The sequence below is a fragment of the Dactylosporangium sp. NPDC049742 genome (genome assembly GCF_040674675.1).
In the GTDB taxonomy this organism is placed as follows: domain Bacteria; phylum Actinomycetota; class Actinomycetes; order Mycobacteriales; family Micromonosporaceae; genus Dactylosporangium; species Dactylosporangium maewongense.
The window spans coordinates 13,316-28,543 of record NZ_JBFANF010000035.1; the positions used below are offsets into that span (position 1 = coordinate 13,316).

Sequence of the window (15,228 nt, forward strand, 5' to 3'; positions counted from 1 at the left end):
GAGCAGGGCGACTGCTGCGGCGACGAATTCCCGATCCGCCAGGGGTACAGGCTGACGTTGCGGGTCAGTCAGCGGTCGGGAGGGTGAAGCGGAAGGTCGAACCCTCGCCGAGGGTGCTCTCGACGGTGAGGTCGCCGGCGTGGTCGCGGACGATCTGGCGGGCGATGGTCAGGCCGAGGCCGCTGCCGCCGGTGGCGCGGTCGCGGGCGGGGTCGGCGCGCCAGAAGCGCTGGAAGACGAAGGGCAGGTCGGCGGGGGCGATGCCGCAGCCGGTGTCGCGGACCTCGACGGTGATGTGGTCGGCGTCGGGGAAGGCGCGCAGTGCCACGTGGCCGCCGCGGTCGGTGTAGCGGATGGCGTTGCCGATGAGGTTGCCGAGGACCTGGCGGAGACGGTCGTGGTCGGCGTGCACGGGCAGCGGGCCGGCGGTCTCCGCGGTCAGGCGGACGCCGGCGGCCTCGGCGACCGCGAGGTGCGCCACCCGGGCGGTGTCGACCAGGTCGGCCAGGTCGAAGTCGCTGCGGCGGTACGTGAGGTGCCCCGCCTCGGCGAGGGTCAGGTCCTGCAGGTCGTCGAGGATACGGCGCTGCAGCTCGGCCTCGTCGTGCAGCGATCCGAACAGCTCGCGGCTCGGCGGGACCAGGCCGTCCTGCAGCGCCTCGAGGTAGCCGAGCAGGTTGGACAGCGGGGTGCGCAGCTCGTGCGCGACGCTGGCGACGAGCCGGCGCTGGGCCTGCTCGGACGCCTCCAGCGCGGCCGCCATCCGGTTGAACGAGTCCGACAGCTGCCCGAGCTCGTCGCGGCCGCCAGAGGGCACGCGGGTGTCGAGGTGCCCGTCGGCGAGGCGCCGGGAGGCGACGGTGAGGTCGCGGACGGGCAGGCTCACGTGCCGGGCGATGAGGGCGGTGCCGAGGATGACGAGGATCAGCACGCCGCTGCCGGCGACGAGGCCGGGGCGGCTGATGAGGTTGGTCGCGTCGTCGGTGACGGCGCCGAGGTAGAGCTGCAGCGGCTCCGGGGTGAACGTCGCGACCCGCTCGCCGAACGCCTTGATCAGGCACTTCGCCTGGTCCTTCTCGGCTCGGCACCGTTTCACCGGCAGCTCGTCGTTGGGCTGCTCCGCCGCGCCGACGTCGCCGACCTGGGTGCCGCAGTCGCGGCTGTCCTCGACGCCGCTGGTGGCGTACGGGACGCCGAACTCGTTGAGGGTCACCGGCGGCGGGTCGACGTGCAGGTCGGTGAGGCAGCGCGCGAAGACGACCGTGCCCCGGAACAGGGCCATCTGCAGCAGCGTCTTCGTCTCGAGCTCGGTGATGCCGGTCTTCTGCTCCATGGGCGTCCGCGGGGCCCCGAGCAGCTCCGGCGGGAACTTGAGCGTCGGGCGGGGGTCGACGAGGGCGGGCGGGCTGACGACGGCCCGGGCGGCGCGGTTGGCGAGGTGGTCGCTGTCGACGGTGACCTGGCCGTACAGGTTGGTGAGCCGGATCCGCTGATGGTTGGCGATCGACAGCCGCTGCACGATCTTGTCGACGCCCGCCCAGGTGCCGTGCCGCAGCGCGTACGCCTGGATCTCCGCGACCGTGGTGACCTCGTTGCGGGTCGAGGTCTCCTGCGACTGCGCGATCTCCAGGGCGGTCAGCCGGATGCTCAGCCACGCGGTGACCCCGATCGCGATCACCGCCACCAGCAGCACCAACCCGAACACCCGAAAACGAAAGCTCATGCCGTCGCCTCCGCTGCGCTCCGGCGCCGGCCTGAGCTCCACCCTGTAATGCTGATTCGCAGCCCTCCGCTTCGCTCCGGGCCGCTCATGCGGACTCGTTCAGCCGGTAGCCGCGGCCGTACACCGTCTGCACGTAGCGTGGCTCGGCCGGGTCGGACTCGATCTTGCGGCGCAGGTTGACGACGTGGGCGTCGACGGTACGTTCGGAGACGTCGCGCTCGAAGCCGAAGACCCGGTTGATGATCTCGCCGCGGGTGAAGACGCGGCCGGGCTCGCCGGCGAGCAGCTCCAGGATGCCGAACTCCTTCGCGGTCAGCACGACCACGGCGCCGTCGACGCGGACCTCGAACCGGCCGGCGTCCACGACCAGGTCGCCGACCCGCAGCACCTGCTGGTGGCCGGGGCTGCCGATGCCGGAGCGGCGCAGCAGCGCCCGGACCCGGGCGGCGAGCTCCCGCGGGCTGACCGGCTTCGTCATGTAGTCGTCGGCGCCGAGGTCCAGGCCGAGCAGCAGGTCGTCCTCGGTCGAGCGGGCCGTGACCAGCAGGATCGCGACCGTCGACTCGGCCCGGATGATCCGGCACACGTCGAGGCCGTCGACCAGCGGCATCATGACGTCGAGGACCAGCAGGTCGGGCCGCCGCGACCGGCACTGCTCCAGGGCCAGCCGCCCGTTGGGGACGGTCAGGACGCTGTGGCCGTCCCGCTCCAGGTACAGGCGGATCAGCTCGGCCTGCTTCGGGTCGTCTTCGGCGACCAGGATCCGTGCGCTCATCGCCGATCATTGTCGCGCGCAGGATGTGAAGAACCTGCGAAACCTCCTTCGGGTTTCGATCCGGCGCACACTTCTTCATCAGTTCCCAACGACCGGCTCCGCACCATCACCGGCATGTGTGGATTCCTGGTCTTCATCAGCGCCTCCGGTGAGGTCGAGACCGACCGGCTCGCCGAGGCCCTCGACCTGCTGCGTCACCGCGGGCCCGACGAGACGACGCTGCACGTGGAGGACGGCGCCGCGTTCGGCTTCCAGCGGCTCGCCATCGTCGACGTCGCGCACGGCCGGCAGCCGGTGACGTGGGGCTCGTGGACGGTCGTGTTCAACGGCGAGATCTACAACTACCTGCAGCTGCGCGCGGAGCTGGCCCGTGACCACGCGGCGGTCTTCGCCACCGAGGGGGAGGCGGAGGTCCTCGCGGCGGCGCTGCACCACTGGGGGCCGTCGGCGGTGCGCCGGCTGCGCGGGATGTTCGCGATCGTGGCGCTGGACCGGGCGACCGGCACGGTGCACGCGTTCCGGGACCCGTTCGGCATCAAGCCGCTGTACCACCTGACGACGCCCGGCGGTCTCTACCTGGCGAGCGAGAAGAAGGCGCTGCTGCCCTTCGCCGGCACCGGGACCCGCGTCGACACGGCGGCGCTGTCGCATTACCTGACCCTGCAGTACGTTCCGGAGCCGGAGACGCTGCACCCGGCGGTGCGCCGGCTACCCGCCGGCCACGCGCTGACAGTACATGCGACAAAAACGGAAATAAGCGCATACTTTCGGCACTCGCTGCAGCCGGTGCAGCGGCCGGACGCGATCGCGGCCGTCCGCGACGCGCTCAGGGACAGTGTGCACGCCCACCTGCAGGCGGAGGTGCCGTTGGGTGCGTTCCTGTCCAGCGGCATCGACTCCACCGCCGTCGTCGCGCTCGCCCGCGAGAAGCACCCGGACATCCGCACGTACACCGTGGGCTTCGACGACGAACGCTACAGCGAGATCGAGGCGGCGACGGAGACCGCGGCCGCGCTCGGCGTCGGGCTGACCGCGACCCTGGTCCACGACGCCGACGTGATCGCCGAGCTGCCGCGCATCGTCTGGCACCTCGACGACCCCGTCGCCGACCCCGCGATCGTGCCGCTGTGGTTCCTGGCCCGCACCGCCGCCCGCGACGTCACCGTCGTGCTGTCCGGGGAGGGCGCCGACGAGCTCTTCGCCGGCTACGAGATCTACCGGGAGCCGGCCGCGCTCGCCGGCGTCGCCGGGCTGCCCGCCCCGCTGCGCCGCGGCCTGCGCGCCGTGTCGGCGGCGCTGCCGGAGGGGGTGCGCGGCAAGAGCTTCCTGGAGCGGGCCACCACCCCGATCGACGAGCGCTACTACGGCAACGCCCGCATCTTCGGCACCGCGGAGAAGGCCCGCCTCATGCGCGGGCCGGCCGACCCGCACACGACGGTCACGGCGCCGCTGTACGAGGCCGCCGCCCACCTCGACGACGTGGCCACCATGCAGTACGTCGACCTGCACACCTGGCTGCCCGGCGACATCCTCACCAAGGCCGACCGGATGTCGATGGCGCACTCGCTGGAGCTGCGGGTGCCGTTCCTGGACCGGGCCGTCTACGCCGCCGCCGCGCAGCTGCCGACGGCGCTGAAGCTGGCGAGGACGACGAAGTTCGCGCTGCGGGAGGCGATGCGCGGCATCGTGCCGGACGCGGTCGTCGACCGCCGCAAGCTCGGCTTCCCCACGCCGACCCGGGTCTGGCTGCGCGGCGAGATCGGCGTGTGGGCCGGCGACGTGTTCGCCGACGCCGCCGTCGACCACCTGCTCGACCTCGGCCACGTCCAGCGCCTCCTCGCGGCCCACCGCCGCGGCGACGCCGACCACTCCCGCAAGATCTGGACCGTGTTGATGTTCTGCCTCTGGTACGGCCAGCAGAACGCTCCGCCCGCCCGCGCCGGCTCCCGGTCCCTCGATGAGCGCATCCGGCCCACGGTGTGAACCCGCGGCGTGCTGCGCGCTACAGCGTGTCGCCGACGGCGGCGGCCACGGCGCGCAGCCGCTCCTCGGTCAGCGGCACCGGCGGCGCGCCCGACGAGCCGGTCAACGTGATGCCGAACAGCGAGCCGTTCTGCCGCTTGGCGGCGGTCAGCACGCCGTCGGTGCCGTCCACGGAGTACATGCTCTGGTTGGCCAGGGACATGAGGAAGAGCGGGTCGTCGGTCCGCGCCCTGCCGTGCTGGACGCTCAGGTCGAGCCGCAGCCGCAGCCCCGGGTCGGACTCCACCAGGCAGCTGTAGGTCACGACCCCGCCCACCTCCACGCGTGGCCGTTCCGTGACCGCCGGCAACGGCGTCTCGAACAGCGTGGCGAGCGCCCGCCCGTCGACATGGCCGCAGGCGTCGCGCACCTCGGCGGCCGGCTTCGCCGGGCGGGCCGCGTTGTCGTCCACGCTCAGGTTGTAGCTGCACGCGAACCCGAGCACGACCGCCGCGACCGTGATGAGGACCTTCTGCCACGCCGGCCGGGCCTTCCGGCGCTCGCGCGCCGCCGCGACCCGCTCGGCGAGCAGCTCCCTGTCGATCACCCGTAACTCCCCGCGTCGCGCCCCCGCCCAGATCCGGGCCGCGATCACTATGCGGTCACGTTCGCTGCCCGTCAACGCGGTGCACGAGGGCCGGAGCGGCGGTCGACGGCAAGCCGCCGGGGCGCCGGGCGTTGCCGGCGGCGGCGTCGATCGAAGTGCCAGAATCGCCGGCATGGGGATGGAACTGATCGGGCGGCACCTCTCGGTGCAGGAGCTGCGGGCCGTGCTGAACGATCCGGCGGCCGTCGACGAGCTGCTCTACGGCGACCTCGACGACGACGACGCGGAGATGCCCGAGCCCGACCTCGATCTCCACAAGTCGTGGCACGTCCTGCACTTCGCGCTCACCGGCACCGCCTGGCAGGTCACGGAGGGCGCCGGCGAGGCGATCCTCGGCGGCACCGAGATCGGCGGCGACGGCGGGTACGGGCCCGCCCGGCTGCTCGACGCGACGACGGTCCGCAGGGTGTCCGCGGCCCTCGACGACCTCGACGCCGAGGCCGTGGTGGCCCGCTACGACCCGGCCGCGATGGCCGCCGCCGACATCTACCCGAACCACTGGAAGATCGCCCCGGAGGAGTTCGCCGGGTTCGTCGGCCCGCGGCTGTCGGCGCTGCGGGCGTTCTACTCGGACGCCGCCGCGGCCGGCCAGGCGGTCCTCCTGGCCATCGTGTGACGCGCCGGGCGTTGCTTGCCAGCCCACGACGTGCGTCGCCATGCTTGCCGCGTGGGCTACCGCGACGACCTGGACTCCGACGTGCAACGACTCCTCAACGAACTGTGCATCAAGCTGGGCTTCTGCCTGCCACCCGACGAGAGCCGCCGGCTCCAGGAGTCACCCCCGGGCGACGTGGACAGCTTCACCGATGCGGTCATCGAGGCGGAAGGGCTGGGCGACACGACCGACACGGACCTCCGCCGCCAGGTGCGAACGGTCGTCGATCAGCACATGAGCCGCTGGGCGGCGGGGCGCTGATGCGAACGAGGGTCGAGCTGATCGGTGGGCCTGACCAGGCGGAGCGGGTCAGGGAGGTCGCGGAGCTGCTGGTGGCGCTCAGGGATCACGGCGGCGAGGTGGAGCGGGTGTTGTTGCGGGCGGCGCCGGGCTGGCTGGCCGACGCGTTCGCCCCGGAGCGGACGGTGGAGGAGGCCGAGGCGTGGCTCGTCCGGTGGCGGGCCGCACCCGACAGGCTCGCCTTCGAGCGGGCGTCCGGTTGGACGGCGTCGAGCTGGGTGCACTGGTTCTCGCCGGAGAACGAGTTCTGGAGCGTCGGGGACGTCCGGGTGGACGCGGGTGGGCATCGCGTCGTGGTGGACCTCGAGCACGACGACGATCCGGTGCCGTTCGAGGCGCTGCGGTGGCTGGCGTTCACGGGTGGGCTCCGGGTCGGCTGACCGTCGTGGGCGGCGCGTGGCGGTGATCACTTCGGGGTGAGCGGGGCGGACCCGGCGGGGGCGGCGGGTACAGGCTGGGGGACATGAGCGCAGCCGGGCAGGTCCAGAAGCCGCGGAGGTTCGCGGCGTTGCGGAACAAGGACTGCCGGCCGTACCTGTTCGGGGCCGCGCTGGCCATGATGGCCGACAACATCGAGCACGTGATCACGTACTGGGTGCTGTGGGAGAAGTTCCATTCGCCCGCGTTGTCGGGGTTCCAGGTGATCAGTCACTGGGTGCCGTTCCTGCTGTTCTCGGTGTACTTCGGGTCGCTCGCGGACCGGTTCGACTGCCGGCGGGTCATCCAGGTCGCGCAGCTGCTCTTCGCCTCGGTGTCGGTGGCGTGGGGCGTGCTGTTCGTGACCGGGACGCTGCAGGTGTGGCACGCGTGCGTGCTGCTGGTGCTGCACGGGCTGGCCGGGTCGCTGTGGGGGCCGGGGGAGCAGCTGATGCTGCACGACTTCGTCGGCGACGAGGACCTGCCCAGCGCGGTCCGGCTCAACGCCACGTTCCGCAGCCTCGGGGTGCTGTTCGGGCCGGTCGTCGGGTCGGCGCTGCTGCTCGGGCTCGGGGCGACCGCTGGGATCTTCGTCAACGTGCTGTTCTTCCTGCCGCTGACGCTGTTCCTGTTCCGCACGAAGTTCACCGGGCACACCCGCGACCACGGGGTGCCGCGGGCGCGGGTCGGGCTCACGGAGTCGGTGCGGGTGCTGAAGGCCGTCGGCGGCAACCACACGCTGGTCAGCATGATCATTCTGGGCGGGCTGGGGTCGTTCTTCGTCGGCGCGTCGATGCAGTCCGCGATGCCCATCTTCGCCCACGACCTCGGAGCCGGGAGCGCGGCGAGCGGGGAGGGGATCGACGGGGCCAGCCTCGCGTACGGGGTGCTGCTCTTCGCCAACGGCGCCGGCGGGGTCATCGGCGGGATCCTCCTCGAGGCGACCGGCCGGATCAGGCCCACGGTCCTCGCCGCGGTGATCAGCACCGCCGTCTACGGCGTCACCAGCCTGTGCTTCGCGGTCACCACCAGCTACCCCCTGGCGGTGGCGCTGCTGCTGCTCGGCGGCGTGGCCAACCTCGCGTCGATGTCGATCGGGCAGACCGTCGTGCAGCTGCTCGCGCCGCCCGCCGACCGGGGCAGGGTCATCGGCGTCTACGGCGTGTCCGCGCAGGGGCTGCGGGCCGGCAGCGGCTTCACCGTCGGGCTGCTCGGCGCCGCCATCGGCGTGCACTGGTCGCTCGGGCTCAGCGCCGCCGCGCTCTGCGTCGGCACGGCGCTCGCCGGCGTGTACGCGTTGCGGGGCAGAAAATCGGTTCCGGTCGCCACGACCGTCTGAGATGATCGCCGGACCGTGCCGAGGAAGGGGGAGGAGACCGCCATGCGTTACCGCGTCGTCGTCCCCCAGTCCCGGCACGAGGTGATCCTGGTGTCTTCCCGCCCGCTGGTGTAAGCCCGCGCGGCTGCACCGGCCGGACCCTGCCCGAACCGAGGCGGGGTAATCGCGCTGCCCTGTTCAGATTCCCCTGAAAGGCCGCAGAGCCGTGCACACCAGAAGCCTGGACCAGACCCGCAACATCGGCATCCTCGCCCACGTCGACGCCGGCAAGACGACCACCACCGAACGGATCCTGTTCCGCGCCGGCGCCACGTACAAGCAGGGCGAGGTCCACGACGGCACCACCGTCACCGACTTCGACGCCCAGGAGCGCAAGCGCGGCATCACGATCTTCGCCGCGGCGGTCAGCTGCACCTGGGACGGCCACCGGATCAACCTCATCGACACGCCCGGCCACGTCGACTTCTCCGCCGAGGTGGAGCGCGCCCTGCGCGTCCTCGACGGCGCCGTCGTCGTGTTCGACGGGGTCGCCGGGGTCGAGCCGCAGACCGAGTCGGTGTGGCGGCAGGCCGACCTGCACCGCGTCCCGCGGATCGCGTTCGTGAACAAGCTCGACCGGGCCGGCGCCGACCTCGACGCCGCCGTCGGGTCCATCCGGACGCGGCTCGGGGTGACGCCGCTGGTCGTGCAGCTGCCGCTCGCGACGGGCGACGGCGTCGTCGACCTCGTCACGCGCCGCGCCTTCCGGTGGGTGGACGGCGTGATGGCCGAGACCGGCGTCCCGGCCGGTGCCGACCGGCACCGGCGGGCGCTGGAGGAGGCCGTCGCCGACCTGCACGACACGGCGATGGAGGAGTTCGTGGCGGACGGCGCCCTCAAGGACGCCACGCTCCGCGACGCGCTCCGCGACCTGACGACCACCAGGGCCGGTGTCGTCGTGCTGTGCGGGTCCGCGTACAAGAACTGGGGCGTCGAACCGTTGCTCGACGCGGTCGTGGCCTACCTGCCGTCACCGCTGGACGTCCCGCCCGTCCACCCGGAGCGCCCGGCGACCCCGGACGCCCCGTTCGCCGGCCTGGTGTTCAAGGTGCACGCCGCACCGACCGGGCGCCTCACGTACGTCCGCGTGTACTCCGGCCAGATCACGAAGGGAGCCACCGTGCTCGACACCGGCACCGGCCGCACCGAACGCGTCGGCCGGATCCTGCACGTCCAGGCGGACCGGCACACCGACCTGGACGGCGCGGCCGCGGGCGACATCGTCGCGCTCGTCGGCGTCAAACACGCCGGCGTGGGCGCCACCCTCTGCTCGCCGGACGCGCCGCTGGTACTGGAGGCCGCCTCGACCGCGGAGCCCGTCGTCTCCGTGGCGGTGGAGGCCCGCGTCGCCGGCGACACGGACCGGCTGTCGGTGGCGCTGGCCCGGCTCGTCGACGAGGACCCGTCCCTGTCGGTGCGCAGCGACCCGGAGACCGGCCAGACGGTGCTGTCCGGCCTCGGCGAGCTGCACCTGGAGGTGGCCGTGGAGAAGCTGCGCCAGACCGGCGGCGTGACGGTCAACGTCGGCCGTCCCCAGGTCTCCTACCGCGAGACCGTCGTGTCGGGCGTCGGCGGCGTGCTGTTCCGCCACGTCAAGCAGGACGGCGGCGCCGGCCAGTACGCGCACGTGCTCATCGACGTGGCCCCGTCGGACGAGCCGTTCGCGTTCACGTCGGCGGTCGTCGGCGGGCGGGTCCCGAAGGAGTACGTGAAGGCGGTCGAGGCCGGCTGCCGCGACGCGCTGCTCGAAGGCCCGCTCGGCGGTCACCCGGTGACGGGCGTGCACGTGACGCTCGTGGACGGCCAGACCCACCCGAAGGACTCCTCCGAGCTGGCCTTCCGCACCGCCGGCCGGCTCGCCCTGCGGCAGGCGCTGGGGCAGAGCACCCTCGCGGTGCTCGAACCGGTCGCCGAGGTCACCGTGACCGCCCCCGACGACACCGTGGGCGCGGTCCTCGGCGATCTCGCGGCCCGCCGCGGCCGGGTCACCGACTCGACCACCCGGGCCGGCACCGTCGTCGTGACGGCGACGGTGCCGCTGGCCGAACTGTTCGGCTACGCGACCCGGCTCCGCAGCCGCACCCAGGGCCGGGGCACGTTCACCACCCGGCCGGCCGGCTACCAGCAGGCGCCCGACGGCACCGGCTGAACGCCAAGTGGGGCGCCCACCGTATGGCGGGCGCCCCACGACGTCAGCGGCTCATTACCGAGTACAGAAAGCCGACGATCACCAGCACACCGATCACCCCGAAGAGGATCAGCGCGCCGGAACCGTTGGTGCTGGCGCCGCCGTCCTGGAACTCGGACGTTTCGGGCTCTTCGTCGGAAGTCACGGGATCTCCCTATTCGGACTTGCGGGACATCCTAGCGTGGCCCGGTGACGTCCAGGAGATCAGACCCTCCGTTCGATCGGCAGCCGGGCCCTGGTGAGCAGGCCGGTGCCCGCCATCGCGACCAGCGGCACGACCAGCACCGCCACCACCACGTTCAACCAGGGCACCACCAGCGGAAACAGCGCTTCGCTCGGCCACTCGGTCAGCGCCTTGCGGTTGAGCGCGGCGAGCACCGCCCACCCGGCGCCGAACCCGGCCACGGCCCCCAACAGTGAGCCCACCCCGGCAATCACCCCGGCCTGGCTCAGCGTCAACCGGCGGCGGACCCCGGGCGACGCCCCGATGGCGCCGAGCGTGGCGAGGTCCGGGCGGCTGTCAACGGCCGCCAGGCCGGTGGCGATGCCCGCCGCGCCGAGCGCGATGACGCCCGCGACGAGCGCGAGGACGACCAGGGTGACCGTGGAGTCCGGCTTGTACGGCGAGGCCACCGACCCGTGGTAGTTGTTGCCGAGGGCCTCGGCGGCGGCGTTGAACGCGCCCATCTCGGCCCTGGTCGGCATCCGGCTGGTGGCCACGACGATGCCCTTGACCTCCACGGTCAGCCCGGCCTTGGCGACGGCCTCCGGCGAGATCGCGACGAAGATCCGGCAGACGGCGGTCGTGCTGACGTAGCCGGGGACGGTGATGGCGTGCCGGTCCCCGTCGGGGTCGTCCTTGCTGGGCACGGCCAGGATGACCTTGCCGTCCTCGACCAGGTCGGGGTCGGCGACGACGACGCCGCCGGCGCGCAGGGTCGCCTCGGCCCGGGCGAGGTCGTCACCGGTCGCGGCGGAGACCACGCCCACCGTCGAGCCGTCGTCGACGATCGTGGTCGCGTTGCCGCCGCCGCTCATCATGTACGAGTCCCCGCGGCAGCGCGGGTCGCGGGCCGCCTTGCGCTCCTGCTCCTTGGTCGTCTCACCCTGCCGGTACGGGCAGCGCCGGTGCACCGGCAGGACCGGGGTGATCCAGCACGAGGCGTCGGCCGTGGCCGGCGGGGCGCACCCGGCCCCCCGCAGCTCGACGGTCCGCGTGACCGGCAGCGTCGACGTCGCCGCCTCGACCAGCCGCGGCGTCGGCAGCGGCTCGGCCCGTTCGCCGTGGTTGCCCCACCCGCGGGTGATGTCCGCGTACCCGTCGGGCAGCGCCTTGATCTGCATGTCGAGCTGCCGCTGCACGTCGCTGGCGAAGATCACGCCGATGGTGACGGCGCCGAGCACGGCGGCCATGACCGCGGAGATCGCCGGCGCGGTCGAGGACCGGTTGCGGGCCAGGTCCCGCACCGCGATGCGGGGCGCCAGCGGCAGCCGCCGGCCCAGCCGGGCGAGCAGCCCGACCAGCGACGGCGTGCACACGACCAGGCCCAGCTCGGCGAGGACGAGCCCGGCCATGACGACGGTCGAGTTGATCGCGGCGACACCGTACGCGGCGACGGCCGCCCCGGCGCCGATGGTGCACGCCCCGACGATCAGCCAGCGGCGGCGGGGCCCGGTCGGGTTGCGCCGGCCGGCGAGCGCGGCGACCACGTCGGTGCGGGCGGCCGCGAACGCCGGGACGAGCGCCGCGCCGACACCGGCGACGAACGCGAGCGCGGCGATGCCGAGCAGCGCCTGCGGGTAGACCCGGTAGCCGCCGGCCCGGGCGTGGGAGACGTGCTCCTCGAACACGCCCCGCAGCGCGAACGCCGCGACGATCGCGACGGCCGCGCCGGCCACCCCGGCGACCACGCCGAGGAGCACCCCGTCGGCGAGGACGATGCGGCGCAGCTGCGCCGGGGTGCCGCCGTTCGCGGCGACGAGGGCCAGCTCGCGCCGCCGGCGCCGGGCGCCGACCGCGAACGCCGGCCCCGCGAGCAGCACGACCTCCAGGACGCCGAGGCCGAAGACGAGGATGCCGAGCCGGAACACCTCGCCGTCGCTGGTGTTCCACGACGGCGCGCCCGGCGGCGGGTCGAGCACGACGGCCCTGGACCGCACCACGATCCCGTGCTGGTTCAGTGCTTTGATCTGCTCCCAGGTGACCGGGGCGGGCGCGTCGAGGAGCCACATGGTGCTGCCGGCCGGCGGCTCCACGGGCAGGGTGCCGGGGCGCAGCACGGCGAGCGGAGAGAGGTTGTCGGGGAACTCGATCTCGGCGGCGACCCTGACGTCGCCCCGGTCCCGCAGCCGCACGGTCCCGCCGAGCCGCACGCCGAGCAGCTCCATGGCGGCCGCGTTCAGGGCGATCTCGGCGCTCGTGGCGGGCGGCGCGCCGCGCAGGACCGACACCTTGCCGCCGTACGAGGCGTCGGCGAGGTCGAGCTGGTGCCCCCGCAGCTTCTGCTCACCGGTCGAGCCGGTCAGGTGCACCTCGCGCTCATCGATCTGGACGAGGCGGGACCCGGCGGGCAGCAGCGCCAGCAGCCCCTCAGCGGTCGGGTTCGACGGACCACCGTCGCCCGCGCCCATCATGCCGTAGCCCTGGACGTCCTGCGTGATCGAGCCCGCGTACGGCCAGTGCACCGTCGCGTCGAACCGGCCCAGGTCCCGGTCCAGCTGCTCGGCCGGGGTGAGGGTGAACATGTCGTAGGTGACGGCGGCGAACGACAGCCCCAGGACCGGCAGCAGGATCAGCGACAGCACGAGCGCGGTGCGCCCCTTCGCCCGGCGCGCCTCCCGCCGCGCGATCCTCAACGACACCAGCCAACCGCTCACGCTGTCACCTCCGCTGCGCTCCGGCAGCGGCCCGAGCCGCTCCGCTGGCCGCTCACGATGCCGCCCCGTCCAGCAGCTGCTCCGGCTCGGCGAGGGGACCGGAGGTGTCGACGACGACCCCGTCGCGCAGGAACACCACCCGGTCGGCCCAGGCCGCGTGCCGGGCCTCGTGGGTGACGAGCACCCCGGCGGCGCCGGCGTCGACCTTCGCGCGCAGCAGCCGCAGCACCGCCTCGCCGGTGGTCGAGTCGAGGGCGCCGGTCGGCTCGTCGGCGAGGATGAGCCGCCGCTCGCCGACGAGCGCCCGGGCGATCGCGACCCGCTGCTGCTGCCCGCCGGACATCTCGTCGGGGAAGCGCTGGGCGTACCCCTCGAGCTCCACCTCGGCCAGCGACGTCAGCGCGGCCCGGCGGGCCCGCCGGACCCCGACGCCGTCCAGCTCCAGCGGCAGCGAGATGTTCTCCGCCGCGGTGAGGCTCGGCAGCAGGTTGAGGTCCTGGAACACGTAGCCGATCCGGCGCCGGCGCAGCGCGGCCAGGGCCTTGCGGCCGAGCCCGCCCAGGACGGTCCCCTCGACGGCGACCTCGCCCCGGGTCGGCGAGTCGAGCCCGCCGGCGAGGTTGAGCAGCGTCGACTTGCCCGACCCGGACGGCCCCATCACCGCGATCAGCTCACCCGGCCGGACCGTCAGGGACACGCCGCGGACCGCGTGGACCGTCGCCTCCCCGTGCCCGTGGGTGCGGTGCACGTCCCGAAGCTCCAACACGCTCAAGTCGTCTTCTCCTTCTCCGGAACGGGCGCCGCCTGCGGGGCCGGCGTGGGAAGGGGTGCGTGCCGGGCGAGGCTGGCCTCGCAGTGGTCCAGCCACCGGACCTCGGCCTCCGCCTGGAAGATCATCGACTCGAGGACGAGCCGCCACGACAGGTCGGCCGGGCCGCTCGCGCGCTGCTTCATCCGGGTGTACTCCTGCAGCATCCGCACCGTGGCGGTCCGCTGCTTCTGGATGATGCCGGGCACGTCGACGCCCGGCGTGGTCAGCGCGAGCGCCAGCTTGATCGCCAGCTCGTCGCGGGGCCGGTCGCCGCGGCCGATCGGGGTGGCGAACCACGCGGCGAGCTCGGCCCGCCCGGCGTCGGTGATCTCGTACGGCCGCTGCCCCCCGTCGTGCTCCGGCAGCGACCGGACGAGCTCGTCGCGTTCCAGCCGCGACAGGGTCGTGTACACCTGTCCGATGTTCAGCGGCCACGTCCCGCCGGTGGACTCCTCGAACGAGGTCCGCAGCTGGTAGCCGTACATCGTGCCGCGCTGCAGCAGCGCCAGCAGACCGTACTTGATGGACATGGATACGGAGTATGCATACCCGGTATGCCATCCCGCAACCCGTTCGCCGCGGGCCCGGGCGGACGCTAGGGTCGGTGCCCATGGGGGAAGAGATCGACATCCGGCTCGACGACGGGCGCACGCTCCACGCGTACGACACCGGGCAGGGCGACCTCGTGGTCCTGTGGCACCACGGCACACCCAACACCGGGCAGCCGCCGTCGCCGCTGTTCGACGTGTCCGAGCCGCTCGGCATCCGCTGGATCGCCTACGACCGGCCCGGCTACGGCGGATCCACCCCGCGGCCCGACCGCAGCGTCGCCTCCGCCGCCGGTGACGCCGCCGCGGTCGCCGACGCGCTCGGGTTCCCGCGGTTCGCGGTCATGGGGCACTCCGGCGGCGGGCCGCACGCCCTCGCCTGCGCCGCACTGCTGCCCGACCGGGTCACGGCCGTCGTGAGCATCGCGGCGCTCAGCCCGTACACGGCGGACTCGGACTACTTCGACGGCATGGCCGACGGGGGAGTCGCGTCGCTGCGGGCCGCCCTCGACGGCCGCGCCGCCAAGGAGGCGCACGCGGCCCGCCCCGGCGGCGGCGCCGACATCGGCTTCAACCCCGCCGACTGGACCGCGCTGGACACCGACTGGTCCTGGTTCCAGCAGGTCGTGGCGGCCGGCGTGGCGCGCGGCCCGGCGCCGCTCGTCGACGACGACCTGGCGTACGTGCGGCCGTGGGGCTTCCCGCTCGCCGCCGTCACCGCCCCGGTCCTGCTCATGCACGGCGCCGCCGACCGGATGGTGCCCAGCGTCCACGCGACCCGCCTCGCCGCCGCCCTGCCGGGCGCTACCGTGCGCGTCGTCGCCTCAGAGGGCCACATCACCGTCATGCGCCACGCCCACACCGCGCTGCACTGGCTGCGATCGGAGGCCACCCCGTGACCGACTGGCTGCGATCGGAGGTCAGTCC

General features: G+C 73.5%; 14 protein-coding genes. 7 read left to right on the forward strand and 7 right to left on the reverse strand.

Features of this window, described 5'->3' with window-relative positions; genetic code table 11:
• Positions 1-64: 64 nt before the first annotated feature.
• Positions 65-1,723: an ATP-binding protein gene (locus tag AB0J72_RS34570; protein ID WP_363406079.1), complete on the reverse strand. Its 1,659-nt coding sequence runs from the start codon at positions 1,721-1,723 to the stop codon at positions 65-67.
• 85 nt (positions 1,724-1,808) lie between these two features.
• A complete protein-coding gene (locus AB0J72_RS34575) occupies positions 1,809-2,498 on the reverse strand; it encodes a response regulator transcription factor (protein WP_363406082.1) in 690 nt (229 codons plus the stop codon).
• Positions 2,499-2,612: 114 nt separating this feature from the next.
• On the opposite strand from AB0J72_RS34575, the gene asnB reads away from it, so the two are divergent.
• Positions 2,613-4,481 (forward strand): asparagine synthase (glutamine-hydrolyzing), encoded by a 1,869-nt coding sequence (gene asnB / locus AB0J72_RS34580; protein WP_363406085.1) that lies wholly within the window; start codon positions 2,613-2,615, stop codon positions 4,479-4,481.
• A 19-nt stretch (positions 4,482-4,500) separates the two neighbouring features.
• Here the strand turns inward: asnB and AB0J72_RS34585 are convergent, their stop codons facing one another.
• On the reverse strand, positions 4,501-5,067 hold the full coding sequence (locus tag AB0J72_RS34585; protein WP_363406087.1) for a hypothetical protein: 567 nt from the start codon (positions 5,065-5,067) through the stop codon (positions 4,501-4,503).
• Positions 5,068-5,239: 172 nt separating this feature from the next.
• Between AB0J72_RS34585 and AB0J72_RS34590 the strand changes: the two genes are divergently transcribed.
• The 5 genes from AB0J72_RS34590 (at position 5,240) to fusA (ending at position 10,026) form a co-directional block, all read left to right on the forward strand.
• Positions 5,240-5,743, forward strand: a complete 504-nt coding sequence (locus AB0J72_RS34590; protein WP_363406090.1) for a YfbM family protein — start codon at positions 5,240-5,242, stop codon at positions 5,741-5,743.
• A gap of 51 nt (positions 5,744-5,794) precedes the next feature.
• On the forward strand, positions 5,795-6,043 hold the full coding sequence (locus AB0J72_RS34595) for a hypothetical protein (protein ID WP_363406093.1): 249 nt from the start codon (positions 5,795-5,797) through the stop codon (positions 6,041-6,043).
• A complete protein-coding gene (locus AB0J72_RS34600; protein ID WP_363406096.1) occupies positions 6,043-6,462 on the forward strand; it encodes a hypothetical protein in 420 nt (139 codons plus the stop codon). The genes AB0J72_RS34595 and AB0J72_RS34600 overlap by 1 nt, the downstream gene beginning before the upstream one ends.
• 83 nt (positions 6,463-6,545) lie before the next feature.
• Positions 6,546-7,838: an MFS transporter gene (locus AB0J72_RS34605; RefSeq protein WP_363406099.1), complete on the forward strand. Its 1,293-nt coding sequence runs from the start codon at positions 6,546-6,548 to the stop codon at positions 7,836-7,838.
• A 205-nt stretch (positions 7,839-8,043) separates the two neighbouring features.
• Positions 8,044-10,026 (forward strand): elongation factor G, encoded by a 1,983-nt coding sequence (gene fusA / locus AB0J72_RS34610; protein ID WP_363406102.1) that lies wholly within the window; start codon positions 8,044-8,046, stop codon positions 10,024-10,026.
• A gap of 43 nt (positions 10,027-10,069) precedes the next feature.
• Here the strand turns inward: fusA and AB0J72_RS34615 are convergent, their stop codons facing one another.
• Genes AB0J72_RS34615 through AB0J72_RS34630 form a run of 4 tightly spaced genes read right to left on the reverse strand, consistent with a single transcriptional unit; the run spans position 10,070 to position 14,283 of the window.
• Positions 10,070-10,210, reverse strand: a complete 141-nt coding sequence (locus AB0J72_RS34615; protein WP_363406105.1) for a hypothetical protein — start codon at positions 10,208-10,210, stop codon at positions 10,070-10,072.
• A 59-nt stretch (positions 10,211-10,269) separates the two neighbouring features.
• Positions 10,270-12,942 carry an FtsX-like permease family protein gene (locus AB0J72_RS34620; RefSeq protein WP_363406108.1) on the reverse strand — a complete coding sequence of 891 codons (2,673 nt, stop codon included), beginning with the start codon at positions 12,940-12,942 and terminating at the stop codon, positions 10,270-10,272.
• 52 nt (positions 12,943-12,994) lie between these two features.
• On the reverse strand, positions 12,995-13,714 hold the full coding sequence (locus tag AB0J72_RS34625; protein WP_363406111.1) for an ABC transporter ATP-binding protein: 720 nt from the start codon (positions 13,712-13,714) through the stop codon (positions 12,995-12,997).
• Complete coding sequence (locus AB0J72_RS34630) at positions 13,711-14,283, reverse strand: PadR family transcriptional regulator (protein WP_354903252.1); 573 nt, start codon at positions 14,281-14,283, stop codon at positions 13,711-13,713. Before AB0J72_RS34630 ends, AB0J72_RS34625 begins: the two co-directional genes overlap by 4 nt.
• A gap of 80 nt (positions 14,284-14,363) precedes the next feature.
• On the opposite strand from AB0J72_RS34630, the gene AB0J72_RS34635 reads away from it, so the two are divergent.
• Entirely contained in the window at positions 14,364-15,200 is an 837-nt protein-coding gene (locus AB0J72_RS34635) for an alpha/beta fold hydrolase (protein ID WP_363406115.1), read from the forward strand.
• Positions 15,201-15,228: the final 28 nt, after the last annotated feature.